The organism is Catellatospora sp. TT07R-123 (assembly GCF_018327705.1).
Classification (GTDB): domain Bacteria; phylum Actinomycetota; class Actinomycetes; order Mycobacteriales; family Micromonosporaceae; genus Catellatospora.
The window spans coordinates 3,555,505-3,573,280 of the sequence record NZ_BNEM01000001.1 but is presented as its reverse complement, the minus strand read 5'-3'; the positions used below and the strand labels follow the sequence as shown (position 1 = coordinate 3,573,280).

At 68.5% G+C, this 17,776-nt stretch carries 8 protein-coding genes; 5 read left to right on the top strand and 3 right to left on the bottom strand.

All coding sequences use genetic code 11. The features are described 5' to 3' along the window. Positions 1-68 precede the first annotated feature (68 nt). The 4 genes from Cs7R123_RS15280 to secA all read left to right on the top strand — a co-directional run bounded on the left by Cs7R123_RS15280 (position 69) and on the right by secA (position 14,941). A complete protein-coding gene (locus Cs7R123_RS15280; protein ID WP_212827134.1) occupies positions 69-10,862 on the top strand; it encodes a LamG-like jellyroll fold domain-containing protein in 10,794 nt (3,597 codons plus the stop codon). Continuing rightward, positions 10,859-11,143, top strand: a complete 285-nt coding sequence (locus tag Cs7R123_RS15275) for a MafI family immunity protein (RefSeq protein WP_212827132.1) — start codon at positions 10,859-10,861, stop codon at positions 11,141-11,143. The genes Cs7R123_RS15280 and Cs7R123_RS15275 overlap by 4 nt, the downstream gene beginning before the upstream one ends. A gap of 636 nt (positions 11,144-11,779) precedes the next feature. Further along, a complete protein-coding gene (locus tag Cs7R123_RS40205; RefSeq protein ID WP_244871841.1) occupies positions 11,780-11,917 on the top strand; it encodes a hypothetical protein in 138 nt (45 codons plus the stop codon). 180 nt (positions 11,918-12,097) lie between these two features. Then, positions 12,098-14,941, top strand: a complete 2,844-nt coding sequence (secA, locus tag Cs7R123_RS15265) for a preprotein translocase subunit SecA (protein ID WP_212827131.1) — start codon at positions 12,098-12,100, stop codon at positions 14,939-14,941. A gap of 207 nt (positions 14,942-15,148) precedes the next feature. On the opposite strand, the gene Cs7R123_RS15260 is transcribed toward secA, so the two are convergent. Next, positions 15,149-15,667: an Rv3235 family protein gene (locus Cs7R123_RS15260; protein WP_212827129.1), complete on the bottom strand. Its 519-nt coding sequence runs from the start codon at positions 15,665-15,667 to the stop codon at positions 15,149-15,151. A gap of 95 nt (positions 15,668-15,762) precedes the next feature. Then, positions 15,763-15,996: an AlpA family transcriptional regulator gene (locus Cs7R123_RS15255; RefSeq protein ID WP_212827127.1), complete on the bottom strand. Its 234-nt coding sequence runs from the start codon at positions 15,994-15,996 to the stop codon at positions 15,763-15,765. A gap of 132 nt (positions 15,997-16,128) precedes the next feature. Here Cs7R123_RS15255 and Cs7R123_RS15250 point away from each other — a divergent pair, with 132 nt between their 5' ends. Next, on the top strand, positions 16,129-16,641 hold the full coding sequence (locus Cs7R123_RS15250; RefSeq protein WP_212829189.1) for a hypothetical protein: 513 nt from the start codon (positions 16,129-16,131) through the stop codon (positions 16,639-16,641). A 165-nt stretch (positions 16,642-16,806) separates the two neighbouring features. Here Cs7R123_RS15250 and Cs7R123_RS15245 read toward each other — a convergent pair whose 3' ends face one another. Further along, positions 16,807-17,775, bottom strand: coding sequence for a hypothetical protein (locus Cs7R123_RS15245; RefSeq protein WP_212827125.1), 969 nt, complete (start codon positions 17,773-17,775; stop codon positions 16,807-16,809). Position 17,776: the final 1 nt, after the last annotated feature.

The window sequence follows — 17,776 nt, the reverse complement described above, 5'->3', positions numbered from 1 at the left end:
TTTCGCACCGGATCGCGTTCATCACCGCGGTCCTGTTCGGACTGACATTCGCGGTGCCGGCAGGGGTGGTGCCGGCTGACGGCGGGTTCCCGCTCGCCTGGCTGTACTCGTGGGTGCCGCAGCGCGGCGCCTGGGCGGGTGACATGCTGCTCGGCCCCTCCGGCCACGAGCTCAACGGCGCCGCCGGCCTCGGCCACGACGCGTCGGCCGCGGACAACCGCGCCCACGGCGGCAACGGCCGCGCTCCCGGCCACGCGCCGGGCGCGCTCCCCGCGTACGACCTGCCGGACCAGAGGGGCAAGCCGTCGACCACCCCGCTGACCAGCGGAAAGTTCGACCCGGCGACCAGCAGGCGGCTCGCCGACCGGTCGACCCGCACCGCGGACGTCTTCCAGAACGCCGACGGCACGCTGACCCGCCAGCTGCACCCCGGGCCGGTCAACTACCGGGCCGCGGACGGCACCTGGCAGCCCATCGAGACCGACCTGCAGCGCCAGGGCAACGGCCGGCTGCGCATGAAGGCCAACTCGCTGGACGTCTCGCTGGGCGGCAGCAGCCGCAAGGCCGCCCGCGCGGCCGACGCGCTGGTGTCGATGGCGCTGCCGGGCGGCCAGACGCTCGGCTACGACCTGGCCGACGCCGCGGACGTGGCGCCGGTGGTGGACGGCTCGCTGGCGACGTACCGGCAGGTCCTGCCCCAGACCGACCTCGAACTGCGCACCTTCGAGACCGGCGTCGAGGAGACGCTGGTCCTGGCCTCGCCGGACGCGCCGCACTCCTGGCTCTACCCGCTGCACCTGGACGGGCTCACCCCCCGGGTCGAGGAAGACGGCTCCATCGCCCTGCTCGACGCCGCCGGCAAGGCCGTCGCGTCGTTCCCGCGCGGCCGGATGGAGGACTCGCGCGTCGACCAGCGCACCGGTGAGCGCATCTCCTCGGACAAGGTCGTCTTCGAGCTGGTGAAGACGGCGGACGGCACCGCGCTGCGGGTGACCGCCGACGACGCCTGGCTGCGCGACCCCGCCCGCGTGTACCCGGTGCGGGTCGACCCGACCGCGACCGCGAACACCGGCACCACCGCCGACGTCTTCGTCGACAACGACACCAGCACCGACTCGTCGACGCAGAACGGCACCTCGCTCGCGGTCGGCTACGACAACGAGTCCCCGGCGCGCAGCTTCATCGCCTTCGACCAGTTCGACGACAACGGGTTCATCGGCAAGCGCATCACCGCGGCGTCGCTGACCGTGTTCCACACCTGGTCCTGGGACTGCACCTCGCACCTGCCGGTCTACGTGCACAAGGTGCTCCAGTCGTGGTCGGTGGCCAACCTGGCCACCAGCACGCTGCCGGGTCCGACGCGCAGCAGCGCGATCGGCACCCTGACCATCGCCGACAACTACCCGGCCTGCACCAATACCGGCGCCGACCGCAATATCGGCAAGAACCAGACCGTCCTGCTGAACCCGGGCACCTTCAACGACTGGTCCATCGGCGGCCCGAACTACGGCCTGGCGCTGACCGCGTCGGAGACCGACCCCAAGGGCTGGAAGCGGTTCACCGCGGCCAACTACAGCAGCGGCGCGCACAAGCCGATGCTGTCGCTGACCTACGCGCTCAACGTGCCGCCGCAGGTGGACACGCAGTACCCGCCGCACGGCTACCAGTCGCCCACGCTGACGCCGGAGCTGCTCGCCTACGGGCAGGACCCGGACTCCTTCCCGAAGACGCTCACGTACAAGTTCCAGGTCTGGGACAAGACGGCCACCACGCTGATCGCCGAGTCGACCCCCAGCACGGACCGCCGCTGGGTCGTGCCCTCGGGCAAGCTCGCCTGGGGCGAGAACTACCTGTGGACCGTGATCGCCAACGACGGCCAGCTTCCGAGCACGTCGCAGAAGTTCAACATGCTGAGCACGCCGGTGCCGCAGCCGACGATCACCTCCGGCCTGTCGCAGAACGGCGACAAGGGCTTCGACCCGACCTCCGGCAACTACACCACCGCCGCGACGGACGCCACGGTCAGCACGGTCGGCCCGTCGCTGTCGGTGCAGCGCTCGTACAACAGCGTCGACCCGCGCAACGGCGCGTTCGGCTTCGGCTGGGCCGGCATCGCCGACTCCCGGGCGGTCGAGCGCACCGACGCCACCGGCGCGCTGCAGACGGTCCTGGTGACCTACCCCAACGGCCAGGACGTCGCGTTCGGCAAGGACGCCGCCCCGGCGACCACGTTCAGCCCGCCGAGCGGGCGCTTCGCCACCTTCAAATCGGTCACCGGCGGCGGCTACGAGCTGGTGGACAAGGACGGCACCAGGTACGTCTTCGCCAAGAACATCGCCACCGGCGCGTACGCGATCAGCTCCGCCGCCGACGCGCAGGGCCGCACCGAGACCTTCGAGTACGACGCGAGCAACCGTCTGTCGAAGATGATCGCGGCCTCCGGCCGGAAGCTGTACTTCACCTGGTCGCAGCCGAGCGGCGCGACCGCGTTCCACGTGGCGACGGTCTACGGCCAGCAGGCCGACCCGGCCGACGCGAGTTCGGTGCAGACCTGGCAGTACAACTACACCGGGGACAAGCTGACCTCGGTCTGCCCGCCCAACGACTGGGCGCACTGCACGGCCTACACCTACGAGACCAACTCGGTCTACCAGAGCGTCGTGCTCAACTACGGCCCGCGCTCCTACTGGCGGCTGAACGAGACCGCGGCCGGCCCCGCCAAGAGCGCGGTGACCGACAACGCCGGGGTCGACAACGGCACCGCGACCGCCCTCACCTACAACCAGACCGGTCCGCTGTCGGGCGGGACGGGCAAGGCCGTCAGCTTCAACGGCACCGCGTCCTCGGTCAAGGTCCCGTCGAACCTGGCCTCGAACGCCAGCTACCGGTCCGTCAGCATGTGGTTCAAGGCCGCCTCGGGCACCGGTGACAACGTCCTGCTGAGCCAGTCCTGGGACGATCCCGCCACGGCCGCGACCTCCAACGGCGCCTACCAGCCGACCCTCTACCTCGGCTCCGACGGCAAGCTCATGGGCGGCTTCCCGACCGCCCCGGCCACCGGCGCCCTGGACAGCATCGTCGGCACCGGCGCGGGCAGGTGCATGGAGGCCGGCATCCCGCTGAACAACGCGGACCGGGCCTACATCTGGGACTGCAACGGCGGGGCCCACCAGAAGTGGACCCTGGACTCCTCGTCCCGGCTCGCGGTGACGTCCAACGGCGTCACCAAGTGCCTCGACGCCAACGGCTCGTCGACCGCGGACGGCACCGACCTCATCGTCTACAGCTGCAGCACCGGCATCAACCAGAAATGGACCCTCCTGGCCGACGGCCGCATCGTCGGCCAGCAGTCCGGCAAGTGCGTCGACGTCGAGCAGAACGGCGTCGCGAACGGCACGTTCCTGCAGCTGTGGAGCTGCGGACCGGTGCCCAAGCTCAACCAGGCCTGGCACAGCCGCCTGCACGCGCCGATGGCGACGACGGCCTCCTACGCCGACGGCAACTGGCACCACGCGGTGCTGTCCGCCTTCGGCGACCAGCAGAAGATCTACGTGGACGGCGTCGAGAAGGCGTCGCAGTCCGGCCTGTTCGTGCGGGGCATCGAGGAGAAGTCCACCTACCTCGGCCTGGGCTACCTCGGCGGCAACTGGCCCAACCAGAGCCACGCCGACGCCAACAAGAACACCGGCACGCGTGACTACTTCAACGGCTCCCTGGCGGAGGCGGCGTTCTTCGACCGCGCGCTCACGGCAGACGACGCCAAGGCGCTCTTCGACGCCAAGCGCTCCACCGAGCTGCTCAAGACCGTCAAGCGCCCGTCGGGCACCAAGATCGCCGCGTCGGTCAACTACGACCGGGTGAGCGGCATGGTCTCGGACGTCACCGACGAGAACGGCGGCGTCTGGAAGCTCAACGCGCCCGTCGTCCAGGGCACCAGCCTGGTCTACCAGAGCACCGTGCTCGCGGCACTGCCCGTGGACTACTACCGCTTCGCCGAGACCGGCACGAGCACCACGATCAACCAGATCAACGGCAACGTCGCCACGTACAACAACGTGACGCTGGGTGCCGCCAACGGCCCGTTCGCCGACAGCACCGTGGCCGACTTCAACGGCACCACCTCGTACGTGGCCACGCCCGCGACCTTGGACACGTCCAAGCCGTTCTCGGTGTCGGCCTGGGTCAAGATGGATGACAAGGACGCCGACCAGTACGTCACGGTGATCGGCGGGGCCATCGGCAGCGCCTTCAAGATCTATTACGACAAGGCGGGCGACCGCTGGCGCGTCATCGGCAAGGGCACGAAGACCGACAGCACCCAGGCATGGTGGGATCTGCCGTCGCCGGCCAACCTGGTCAAGATCGGTGAGTGGACCCACCTGGCCGTGACGGCGGACACCACGACCAACGCCGTCAAGCTGTACGTCAACGGTGCGCAGGTGGCTTCGCTGACGTCGCCCGTCCCGCTGAACAACTCGGGTGGCAACGGCAACATCGGCTCGGAATACAGCGTCGGGTACTGGGACGGCGGCATCGCCGAGTTCGCCACCTTCCGCCAGGCGCTCAGCGCCTCGCAGGTCGCGGCGCAGTTCACCGCCCGGGACAAGGTCAACGGAACCCAGGGCGAGTCGATCACCACTACCGACCCGGACAACAAGTCGCAGATCACGATCACCGACCTGAACACGGGTCGCAAGATCGCCGAGACCGACGCACGCGGCAAGACGACCCGCTACGGCTACGACGTCGCCGGGTTCCTGCGCACCGTCACCGACCCGGACGGCAACGTCACGATCACCGAGCACGACGTGCGCGGCAACACGGTCTCGTCGACGACCTGCCAGGACTACTCGACGAACAAGTGCTCGACGGTCTACTACAGCTTCTACCCGGACGCCGTGACGCGGGTGCTCACCCCGGACCCGCGCAACGACGTCATGACCGAGATGCGCGACGGCCGTTCGGCCAGCGGCACCGACAACACCTACCGGACGACCTACCAGTACGACACCCGCGGCAACCGGACCGCGGTCGTCGACCCGCTCGGCCGCGTCACCAGCACGGTCTACACCGACGCGCCGACGCTGACCGGCAGCACCACGTGCAGCGCGAGCGAGACACCGGACAAGGCGTTCGACCTCAACACCGGCACCGGGTCCAAGTTCTGCTCCAACGTCGCCTCGGCGTGGCTCCAGGCGCAGTGGCCGACGGCGCAGACGTTCACCACGGTCACGGTGCGGCACGCGGAGGCCGGTGGTGAGGCCGCGAGCCTCAACACCAAGGACTTCGACATCCTCACCTCGAACGACGGCACCGCGTGGACCACGCAGCTCCAGGTCCGCGGGAACACGTCGGCGGTCAGCAAGCACACGCTGCCCGCGCCGGTGGCGGCCAAGTACCTGAAGATCTCGGTGCTCGTCCCGGCGCAGGACGGCAGCACCTCGACGCGGATCTACGACGTCGAGGCGTACAACGCCACGGTTCCGGCGGGCCTGCCGCGCACCACCACCACGCCCGGCGGCGCGGTGCAGACCGTCGAGTACTACCCCAACGGCGACGTCGCCAAGGTCACCGACCCGGGCGGCCTGGTCACCACCTACGTCTACGACGACCTGGGCCGCCGGACCTCCGAGACCGAGATCAACAAGAGCTACCCGGCCGGTGTCACCACGTCGTACAAGTACGACAAGGCCAACCGGGTCGAGACGCAGACCGATCCGACGATCACCAACCGGATCACGGGTGCGCAGCACACCGCGATCACCACCACGGTCTACGACTACGACGGCAACGTCCTGTCCGAGACGACCGCGGACACCCTCGTCGGCGGTGACGCGCCGCGGACGAAGTCCAGCACCTACAACCAGTACAACCAGGTGCTGACCTCGACCGACGAGGCCGGCAAGACGACGACCCTCTACTACGACAACTTCGGCCGCGTGGTCCGCGAGGTCGAGCAGAACGGCGACGAGACCCTCTCGACCTACGACGAGACGGGCAACCTGACGACCACCACCGTCAAGGGCTGGCGGGGCGACCCGGCCAACCCGCTGCCGGCCCCCGGTATCGACCTGGTGTTGACGTCGAAGGCGTACTACGCGGCGGGCCGCCTGGCCTCCGAGACCGACGCCGAGGGTGTCACCAGCGAGTACACCTACACCGACAACGGCCTGGTCGCGAAGGTCGTGCGCAAGAAGGGCACCAGCTCCTTCACCGTCGAGCAGAACACCTACGACGCCGCGGGCAACCTGACCCAGCAGGTCACCAACAACGGCGCCACGACGATGACGTACAAGTACGACGCCGCGAACCGGCAGTACGAGTCGACGCTCGACCCGGCGGGCCTCAACCGCACCACCACCCAGGCCCTGGACGCCGACGACCGTGTCATCTCGACCACGGACAAGGACGGCACCGGCAAGGTCTACGGCTACAACGAGTCGATCTACGACCCGATGGGCCGCGAGGTCGCCGCGACCACGTACCTGTCCGCCACCAGCCCGACCCCGGTCGGCCGGTGGAAGCTCGACGAGACCGCAGGCACCACGGCGGCGGACGCGGCTGGCAACAACCCGGCCAAGGGCACGAACCTCAGCTGGTCGACCGAGCACGGGACGTCCGCGTCCTTCGGCGGCGCGACCTACCTGACCACGACCGGCACCGCCGTCGACAGCAAGCGGAGCTTCACGGTCGCGGCCTGGGTACGGCTCGCGGACAACACGCAGACCCGCAAGATCCTCGGCACCTCGGGGGATCAGCAGAACCCGTTCGATCTGCGGTACGACAGCACGGGCGCGTGGAAGTTCACGATGAAGAACGGCGACGTCGCCGACGCGGGCTTCGTGGGCCCCGCGTCGACCTCGACACCGGCCGTCAACACGTGGACCCACCTGGCAGGTGTCTTCGACGCGACCACGAAGACGATGCGTCTGTACGTCAACGGCGTTCAGGAGGGCACCGACACCGTCTCGACCCCCTTCAGCACCGTCGGTCCCCTGGTCATCGGCGCGGGCATGTTCAACGGATCGCGAGGTAACTACTGGAAGGGCGAGATCGACGATGTGCAGCTCTACCAGAAGGCCCTGAGCACTTCGGAGATCAGCGGCATCGTCGGCGGCACGGTTCCGGCGGCCGACGCGAAGGTCATCCGGTCGTCGTCGCAGCTCGACGTGGACGGTGCGGTCAAGGCTGTCACCGACGCCATGGGCAACACGACGACCTACGAGGTCGACGAGGCCGGGCGGATGGTCAAGACGACCACCCCGCAGGTCACGACTGAGACCTACGGGCAGGCGCCGGTCCAGGCCAACGCCGTCTCGTGGGCGGGTTACGACACGTTCGGCGGGGTCAGCGACTCCCAGGACGCCCTGGGCAACTGGACCCGCACCGAGTACGACGCGGCCGGTCACGTGGTGAAGGTGCGGATGCCTTCGTACACCCCGCCGGGCTCGTCGACGCCGATCACGCCCGAGACCACGTCGACCTACGACGACCTCGGCCAGGTCAAGACCGTCACCGACCCGATGGGCGAGGTCAGCAGCTACGACTACGACCAGCTCGGCCGGGTGTGGCGCAAGACCGCTCCCGACGGCGGCGTGACCAAGTACACCTACAACAACACGGGTGACGTCCTGACCGTGACCGACCCGGAGGGCGCCGTCAGCGAGACGGTGTACGACTACCTGGGCCGCACGGACAAGACCCGGGAGTACGTCCGCCAGACCAGCCAGACGCTGGAGACGAAGTACACCTACGGCTTCGGCGGCTGGGTGTCGGACGTGACGTCGCCCGGCGGCGTGCACACCGGCAAGACCTACAACACGGCCGGGCAGACGCTGACCTCCACGGACAGCGCCAACAAGGTCACCAACTACGGCTACGACGGCGGCGGCCGCCTGGAGCAGACGACCCTGCCCGACGGCTCGTACACCAAGACCGGGTACGACCTGGCGGACCGGGCTGTGTCGAGCTCGGCCTACAAGTCGGGCAACACGCTGCTCAAGACCGAGTCGACCGAGTACGACGCCAACAGCAACGTGCTGAGCAGCACCGACGCTCTGGGCTACAAGACCACCTTCGCGTACGACGCGACCGGCCTGCTCGCCTCGTACCGGCAGCCGATCTCGGGTTCGGACTCGATCCTCACCTCGTTCGGCTACGACCTCGCCGGTAACCGCACCCGGTTCACCGACGGGCGTGGCAACCCGTTCTGGACCACGTTCAACACGATGGGCCTGCCCGAGTCGGTCATCGAACCGGCGACGGCGACCCACCCGAACGCGGCTGACTACACCTACACCACCGCGTACGACGCGGCGGGCCGGACCGTGTCGCAGACCCAGCCCGGCGGTGTGTCGATCACCTTCGACTACGACGAGATGGGCCGCCTGACCAGCCAGTCCGGCACCGGCGCCGAGGTCGTGACCGCGGACCGCGTCTTCGGCTACGACCACGCGGGCCGCATGACCACGCTGTCTGGCTCGGGCGGGACCAACACGCTCGTGTACGACGACCGCGGCCTGCCGACCTCGGTCACCGGCCCGTCGGGCAACTCGTCGTTCCAGTACAACGCCGACGGCGGCATGACCAAGCGGTCGGACGCCGCGGGCGACACGGTCTACGGGTACGACGCGGCCACCGGCCGGCTGGCGACGGTGACCAACGGCACCGCCGTCCAGGCGACGTACGAGTACAACAACCTGTCCCAGGTCAACAAGATCACGTACAGCGGGACCCGGGTCCGGACCATCGGGTACGACGACCTGCACCGGATGAACCTGGACGAGCTCAAGACGACGGGGGCCACCCCGACGACGGTCGCGAAGGTCGACTACACCTACGACCTGAACGGCAACGAGCGCACCAAGACGACCACCGGGTTCGCCAAGTCCGGCACGAACACGTACGACTACGACCAGGCCAACCGCCTGACCTCGTGGAACGACGGCACCAACATCACGGTTTACGCGTACGACAAGTCCGGCAACCGGGTGCAGAACGGCGCGAAGACGTTCACGTACGACGAGCGCAACCGCCTGATCACGGGCGCCGGGGCGAACTACTCCTACACCCCCCGGGGCACCCTGTCCCAGGTGTCGGACGGCAGCGGCACGTTCGCCACCCTGTCCGACGCGTTCGACATGGTCGCGTCGCAGCAGGCGGCCGGCGGTACGCAGACGTACGAGTACGACGGCCTGGGACGGGCGATCCGCCCCGGGTTCTCGTACACCGGCGTCGGCAACGACCTCGCCGGTGACGGCACGGCGACCTACGTCCGCGGCACCGCGGGCGAGCTGGTCGGCGAAGTCGCGGGCGCGGCCAAGCGGTACGCGTTCACCGATGCGCACACCGACGTCGTGGGCCAGTTCACGGCCACTGGCACGGTGCTCGACGGATCCACCGCGTACGACCCGCTGGGCAAGGTGCTCCAGGCGACCGGCATGATCGGCAACCTGGGCTACCAGTCCGAGTGGACCGACAACCTCACCAGCCGTGTCAACATGCACGCCCGGTGGTACAACCCGGACACCGGCCAGTTCGACTCCCGTGACACGGTCTCGAACAACCCGGTCCCGGCCTCCATCGGCGCCAACCGCTACCAGTACGGCGACGGCATCCCGCTGATCGCGACCGATGAGTCCGGCCACTGTTCCTGGTACGACGTCGTCTGTGGGGCCAAGAAGGTCGCCAGCAGCGCGGTCCAGAAGTGGAACAACTCCTCGGTCGGCCAGTTCGTCAACAACAGCGTCTCCACCGCGTACCACTCGACTGTGTCGTGGGGCTACGGGGTCGCCAACCGAGCGCTGGGCGATCTCAGTAACGCCGCCGACAGCTTGGGTTTGAAGGGCGTCAAGAAGTGGGCTGACTCCGGCCGCAAGTACACCGCCAACAAGGCGGCCGCACACAAGCAGCAGGCGAAGGCTGCGTATAACAAGGCCAAGCAGGCCGGGCACGCGGTAAGGGCACAGGTTGAGCGGAACGTCCGCAAGGCCGGCAACGCGATCAAGGATGCGTACAAGGCGACCGAGAAGTGGGTCGAGGCGCACAAGGCAGAGATCGCGGGCGTGGTCGCCGGTGTGGTCGTGGGCGCGGTCTGCGGCGCCGCGATCGGCTGGACCGGTATCGGTGCCGTCGGCTGCGGGGCGCTCGCTGGTGCGGTCGGATCAGCGGTCACCGGAACCATGAAGGGCCACACCGGCTGGGAACTGGTCGGCGATATCGCCTTCGGCACCGTCACCGGCGCCGCCCTCGGCGGCCTCGGATCGATGGTGGGCTCTGGGCTGAAGGCGGTCGTCGGCGGCGGGATGAAGAACGCCCTGGCGGAGGGACTCAGCGGAGCAGTCAGCAAGTTCGGCGGTGCCTTCCGCGCCGAAGGAGCCAATATTCTTGGTGGCGCCAGGAGCCTGGGGTCTGGTGCGCTGGGCTTGGGACAAGCCGCGATGTCCGGCCTCAAGGGCGCTGGTCGGTCGGCGCTTGGCACTGCTGTTCGACCCATCCAGCAACTCGTGAGTTCCTTCACCAAGCCGGCGGGCGGATATGTCAACATCTTCTCGAAGGAGGCGACTCGGCACGTGCTTCAGGGAGACTCGGCTACCTCTGGTGGACATCTGTGGCCTGGAAACGCGGGTAAAAGCTTGTTCCCCTGGCACTGGTCGGGTGACAAGATCATGCACGCGGTCTCTGATATCGTGACTGATCCCGCGACTGCATGGAGTAACCAGACAGGCACTCAAGGATCACTTCTTACGAGAGCTTTGGACCCGGCCAAGTGGATCACGCACGCTACGAGGTGGAACGTCAACATTCGTGTGATCTATCAGCCGTTTGACAATCTGTTGAAGACGGCATTCCCTCCCAGATGAACATTCACAAGAAAATCGACCAGGAGGCCGATCTCCTAATCGGCCTCCTGCGGGACCGAGTTGGCTCGAGCAGCGCAATTGAGGTCGCTCCCGTAGATCTTGATAGCTTTCGCGAGATGGTCGCGGCGAACGAGTCGATCTTGGGATTCGAGACGCTATGCGAGCAGTTGTGCGAAAACGAGATGGCGATTGATGACGAAATATTCCAGCGGCTCACCACATTTTGCAGGCTGGTTGGCGCCGATTATGTCTATGTTTCCCGTCTAGGTCGTGCTTCATAAGCTGTGCCGAAGTGTGAACACCGGAGCCTCCGCGAAGGTACTGACAGTGCCTTCGCGGAGGCGGGAGTGTGTGACCGTTTCACGGTTCCTGTCGTCTTTGTTGTTGCCCGGGTTGGCGGGAACGGGCTGATAGTTCGAGATTACGGCTACTTCGTTGCGGTTCAGGTCGGCCAAATCGCTACCCAGAGCGTAGATCGATTGACGCGTACTGCGGAGAAGGCCTTGAATCGATAAGGATTTTCGACGATATTCGAAGGAGGAACCCCTGGCAGGAAGGCCCTTCCCGATTTCGTCTATCCGGTACTGGATCCTCTTATTCTGAAATGCCGTATAATTCGTCCGGGTCGACCGCGCGTACAGCGGCCACGCCCGCCAACTCGTTGGTAAAGGCCCACGGCCGAGAGTAAAACCAATACGGCAGCGGGCTGGTCGTGAGCAGACCAACGGATGTGTTAAGCCGTCGCAACTCGTCAACCCCGTCGACTTGTCGTGGCACTTGGCTTCGCCGACCCCCGGTAGCCCGTCAGGCAGCGCTAGATCGCGGCGTGGCATGGTCCCGTACGCTTCCCGCGCCGCGCCGGCCGCGCCAAGACCAAGATCGCCACCCAGCCCGGTCGAACAGAAAAAGTCGAGTACATGGCCCCGACGTTCACCTTCGCCCGCGGTGCGCTCGGCGCCCCCGGAAAAGTGAAATCGTCCGGGTTTTCCACCATCATGATTTTCAATGTTCTCGCCGTCGTCGCCGTGATCGCGGCGCTGGTCGCCTCGCGCTGAGTTTCAGCACGTCACCAGCCGGATCAGACCGCCCGGTGATCTTGTCAGCCATAGCTGATGATCATGATATGCGCCCCCGTCGGGTGCCGATTCGGGCTGCTCGTGTCCCCAGGGGTGACGATTGCCCGTCCGGTGCGCCTACGATGGGTCGGCAGACTGTCTAGGGAGCGTTGAACACCCGTGTCGATTTTCGAGAAGATCCTGCGTGCCGGCGAAGGGCGCATGCTTCGTCGGTTGAAGGCCATCGCTGAGGCCGTGAACTCCATCGAGGAGAACTACACCGACCTCACCGACGCCGAACTGCGGGCGCTGACCGACCAGTACCGTGAGCGTCTGGCCGACGGGGAGACCCTGGACGACCTGCTCCCGGAGGCCTTCGCCACGGTCCGGGAGGCGGCCAAGCGCGTGCTGCACAAGCGGCACTACGACGTCCAGATCATGGGCGGCGCCGCGCTGCACTTCGGCAACATCGCCGAGATGAAGACCGGTGAGGGCAAGACCCTGGTCTCGACGCTCCCGGCGTATCTGAACGCGCTCTCGGGCAACGGCGTCCACGTGATCACCGTGAACGACTACCTGGCCCAGCGTGACGCCGAGTGGATGGGCCGGGTGCACCGGTTCCTCGGCCTGACCGTCGGCGTGGTGCTGCCCAACCGGCCCGCCAACGAGCACCGCGCGGCCTACGAGTGCGACATCACGTACGGCACGAACAACGAGTTCGGCTTCGACTACCTGCGCGACAACATGGCCTGGGGCGCGCCCGACATGGTGCAGCGCGGCCACAACTTCGCGATCGTCGACGAGGTGGACTCGATCCTCATCGACGAGGCGCGCACCCCGCTGATCATCTCCGGCCCGGCCGAGCAGTCGCAGCGGTGGTACGGCGAGTTCGCGGCCGTCGTCGGCCGGCTGGAGCGCGGCAAGGACGGCGCGGGCGACTACGAGGTCGACGAGTCCAAGCGCACCATCGCCGTCACCGAGCGCGGCGTCTCCCGCGTCGAGGACCGCCTGGGCATCGACAACCTGTACGAGTCGGTCAACACCCCGCTCGTCGGCTACCTCAACAACGCCATCAAGGCCAAGGAGCTCTACAAGCGCGACAAGGACTACATCGTCGCCGAGGGCGAGGTCCTGATCGTCGACGAGTTCACCGGTCGCATCCTGCACGGCCGCCGCTACAACGAGGGCATGCACCAGGCGATCGAGGCCAAGGAAGGCGTCGAGATCAAGCAGGAGAACCAGACCCTGGCGACGGTCACCCTGCAGAACTACTTCCGCATGTACGAGAAGCTCTCCGGCATGACCGGCACGGCGCAGACCGAGGCGGGCGAGTTCAACAAGGTCTACAACGTCGGCGTGGTGACCATGCCGACGCACCGGGCGATGATCCGCCTGGACAAGTCGGACGTCATCTACAAGACCGAGAAGGCCAAGTTCCAGGCCGTGGTCGAGGACATCGCCGAGCGCCACGCCACCGGCCAGCCGGTGCTGGTCGGTACGGTGTCGGTGGAGAACTCCGAGATCCTGTCGCAGCTGCTGCGCCGCAAGGGCATCCCGCACTCGGTCCTCAACGCCAAGTACCACGCCCGCGAGGCGGAGATCGTCGCGCAGGCCGGCCGCAAGGGCGGCGTCACGGTCGCCACGAACATGGCCGGCCGCGGTACCGACATCCTGCTCGGCGGTAACCCCGAGTTCCTGGCCGCGGCCGAGCTGCGCCAGCGCGGGCTCACCGAGGAGGAGCACGGCGACGACTACTACAAGGCGTACGAGGAGATCCTCCCGGGCTGGGAGGAGGCCTGCAAGGCCGAGGCCGAGGAGGTGCAGGCCGCGGGCGGCCTGTACGTGCTGGGCACCGAGCGCCACGAGTCCCGCCGCATCGACAACCAGCTGCGCGGCCGCTCCGGCCGCCAGGGCGACCCGGGCGAGTCGCGGTTCTACCTCTCGCTGCAGGACGACCTGATGCGGCGCTTCCGCTCCGGCGCGGTGGAGGCGGTCATGGACCGCTTCAACATCCCGGAGGACGTGCCGATCGAGTCGAAGATGGTGACCCGGCAGATCCGCGGCGCGCAGACGCAGATCGAGGCCCAGAACGCCGAGATCCGCAAGAACGTGCTCAAGTACGACGAGGTCATGAACAAGCAGCGTCAGGTGATCTACGCCGAGCGCAAGCGCGTGCTCGACGGCGAGGACCTGAACGACCAGATCCAGAGCATGATCGACGACGTGGTCGGTGAGTACGTCACCGGCGGCACGGTCGGCACCGGCAAGGAGTACGCCGACGACTGGGACCTCGACCAGCTGTGGACCAACCTCAAGCAGCTCTACCCGGTGGGCATCACCATCGCCGAGCTGGAGGAGGAGACCGGCGGCACCCGCAACACGTTCGACGCCGAGTTCCTGCGCGAGCGGCTCAAGCAGGACGCGCACGAGGCGTACGAGCGCCGCGAGCAGCAGCTCGGCTCGGAGGCCACGCGGGAGCTGGAGCGCCAGGTGCTGCTGGCCGTCATCGACCGCAAGTGGCGCGAGCACCTCTACGAGATGGACTACCTCCAGGAGGGTGTCGGCCTGCGCGCGTACGCCCAGCGCGACCCGCTGGTCGAGTACCAGCGCGAGGGCTTCGACATGTTCGCCCAGATGATGGAGGGCATCAAGGAGGAGGCGGTCGGCTTCCTGTTCAACCTGGAGGTCCAGGTCGAGCACGAGCACGCCCCCGCCCCGCAGCAGGAGGGCGTCCCGCTGCCCGACTCCGAGTCCCACGTCGAGATCAAGGCCCGTGGCCTCCAGCGCCAGCAGCAGAGCCGCGGCCTCCAGTACACCTCGCCGACGATCGACGGTGCCGCGGGCGCCGGCGCGCCGCAGGTGCAGCAGGCTCCGGCTCTGGGCATCGGCAACAACAACAACGGCGACCGCCGCCCGTCCCCGCGCGGCGGCCGCGGTGCGGTGGCCGCGCCGGCCTCCCGCAACTCGCCCTGCCCCTGCGGCTCGGGCAAGAAGTACAAGCGCTGCCACGGCTCGGCCGAGTAGGCACGTAACGCAGAACGGGAGGACCGCCTGGATGGCGGTCCTCCCGTCCTTTTGTGCGGCGCCCTGGCTGCCCCTGCCATGCGCACGCACCTCCCCATCAGTGGCGGTACGGCCCGGAACGGCCGCCGCGGTGCCGAGTGCAGACGGCCGCCCCGGGGGTCTGTCGGGCTCTCGCCCAGTGGTTCTCTGGGCTCCCGCCCAGTGGCGCTACAGCAGCACGGTGAGCGCGGTGCAGCGCCAGGTGGTGCCGTCGCGCTCCAGCCGGTATGCGATGGACCAGGTGCTGTGGCCGTCGCTGAGCACGGCGGCGACCTCGGCGACGCCGGGGCGGGGCTCGCAGGTGCGCAGCTGGCGGCGGCGCACCGGGGTGCGGGCCGTCGCGTTGCGCCGGGACAGGCGCATCTTGGCCAGGCGGCGCAGCGCCCGGGTCAGCTCGTCGAGCACGTCGTTGGCCTCGGTGACGCGCAGCAGCGGCCGCAGCTGGCTGGGGGAGCGGAAGCCGTTGAACAGCTCCAGGCACAGGTTCAGGAAGCGCAGCGCGGTCGTGTGGCACTCCGGTGACGCCCCGGCGATCGCCTCGGGCGGGATCACCTCGCGCGGCTCGGGCCGGACCGGCCGGTAGGTGGTGGGGCGCAGTTCGTCGTCGAACGGCGGGTCGAGCAGCGGCGCGCGGTGGATGCGGACCGAGCCCGGCGCAACGGCGGGCGGCGACGCGAGCACCGTCATGGGTTCACCACCTAGATCTTGAGTTTGCTTGAGTTTGCCTCCGTTTGAAATTCTCTGGCTATGGATGGGACGCGGTCAATGCCTGTGGATAACTCTCAGTCCTCGCTGCCGGACAGCGGGTTGTCCCGGACGTACTGCTGCGTCTCGCCGTACAGCCGCTCGATGAACTCCTCCAGCCGGCCGCGCTCGACGCGCCACTGACCTCGGCCGCCGAGCCGGATGGCGGGCAGCTCGCCGCGGCGCACCAGGGCGTAGATCTGTGCCACCGACGTGCTCAGCTCCTCGGCGACCTGCTCCAGGGTGAGGAAGCGCGGCTGCGGCTGGTTCATGGCGGGGTCTCCTGAGAGGGGCGTGATGCTTCAACTTGCTTTAGTTTGCCATCGGATGGCGGCCTGCGGTGTGCGCGGTGGCGGACATGCGAGACTGTCCCCGACAGCCTGTGCGAGCCGGAGGTGACCGAGGTGGCGGCGGAACTCGTACGCGTCTACCTACCCGCGACCGTGCCGCTGGTCGCGGCCCTGCACGAATCAGGTGAGCTGGGCCGCGCGCCCGTCGCCGCCCACGCCGTCACCCCCGCCCTGCGCGAGTGGTACGCCGAGGGCGACGAGGAGGAGCTGGAGTTCGTCGCCTTCCTGCGCGCCGCCCAGGACGCCCTGCGCCTGCTGCGCGAGGACCCGAGCGCCCCGCGCCGCCGGGTGGTGGTCTCCGTCGACGTGCCCGCCGACCAGATCACCGCGGACAGCCGGGAGCTCGGCACCAGCGCGGTGAAGCTGCGCGACCCGGTCCGCCGGGCCGCGATCGCGAGCTTCCACGTCGACGAGCCGGACGCCGGGCCGGTGGTCGCCGCGGCCGCCGAGGTGGTCGAGCGGGCCGCCGGGGGAGACCCGGACGCCCAGTTCACCGTGGACTCCGCCGAGGACCTGGACCTCCTCTGGTACGCCCCGGAAGAACTGTCCGACCTGCTCGCCTCCTGACCCGCCAGCCGTACTCCGAGCACCTCCCCCCACCCCGTCTTTGAACGACGTTGGCCTATCTCATCGATTCCGAGTAGATCGAACTCGATGAGATAGGCCAACGTTTATGAAAAACGGGGCGCGGTGCGGGCCCGGTGGACAGCGAGCGCGGCGCTGTGCCGGGGGTCAGGCCGGGTCGGCGGTCGCCTTCGGCAGGGTGCGGCCGAACGCGACCAGTGCCGTGATCGCGCCGACGAAGAACACGACCAGGCTGGTGTTCAGTCGCGAGTCGGCGGCGATGCTCTCGAACAGCTGGTCACCGGTGACGTCGGTGCTGGCCATGCTGAGCAGCCACGGCGCGCCGAGCCGGGTGAACAGCTCGGCCACGGCCAGCATCAGCCCGGCCGCGCCGCCCGCGAGCAGGTACAGCGGCCAGCGCGGGGTCTGCCCGACCTGGCGCGACAGCGCCCGCAGCCGCCAGAACGCCAGCAGCCCGGCGGTCACGCCGGAGACCACGGACAGCGTGAACGCGACCCAGCCGTTGGCGGCGTACCGCCCGGCGGGGGTGCCGTCGTCGCCGAACAGGCGCAGCAGCTGGTCGGAGAACCGGTGCGCGACGAACGCCAGGACCATGACCGACAGGGCGGCGATGACGCCGGTGCGCAGCAGCGGCCGGACGCTGAACGCGCCGAGCGCGCCGCCGAGGGCGCCCGCGAGGCCGACCGTGAGCGCGAGCACGCCGCCCGCACCGGCGGGGACCCCGAACACCAGCAGCGCGGCGGAGGTGGCGACGGCGCCGGCGAACAGGCCCGCGCCGATGCCGGCGGCGAACCGTACGCCGGTGGCCGGGGCGTTGCCGCGGGCGTCGAGCCAGCCGGTGGTGAACAGCGAGACGGCCACGCCCGCGACCAGGCTGGCCTGGACCAGGCCGGGCAGGGCGACGGCGGCCAGGGCGAGATTGAAGTCGGCGCTGCCGGGGGTGAACGCGGTCCGGTTGACCAGCAGCGACAGCAGCAGCCAGGCCAGCGCGGAGAACGCGAGCCAGCTCGGCGCGGTCGGTGCCGCCGCCGTCGGGGCGGGCGGGGCCGGCTTGCCCCGCTGCGCTGGGGCGGGGGTGTCGACGGGCTCAGACGTGGCGATCGCTGGCTCGGTCATC

Coding starts and splice junctions, on each gene's coding strand:
- Cs7R123_RS15275 (WP_212827132.1), top strand. CDS start 10,859: ATGAACATTCACAAGAAAATCGACCAGGAGGCCGATCTCCTAATCGGC.
- Cs7R123_RS40205 (WP_244871841.1), top strand. CDS start 11,780: ATGGCCCCGACGTTCACCTTCGCCCGCGGTGCGCTCGGCGCCCCCGGA.
- Cs7R123_RS15260 (WP_212827129.1), bottom strand. CDS start 15,667: ATGACGGTGCTCGCGTCGCCGCCCGCCGTTGCGCCGGGCTCGGTCCGC.
- Cs7R123_RS15255 (WP_212827127.1), bottom strand. CDS start 15,996: ATGAACCAGCCGCAGCCGCGCTTCCTCACCCTGGAGCAGGTCGCCGAG.
- Cs7R123_RS15245 (WP_212827125.1), bottom strand. CDS start 17,775: ATGACCGAGCCAGCGATCGCCACGTCTGAGCCCGTCGACACCCCCGCC.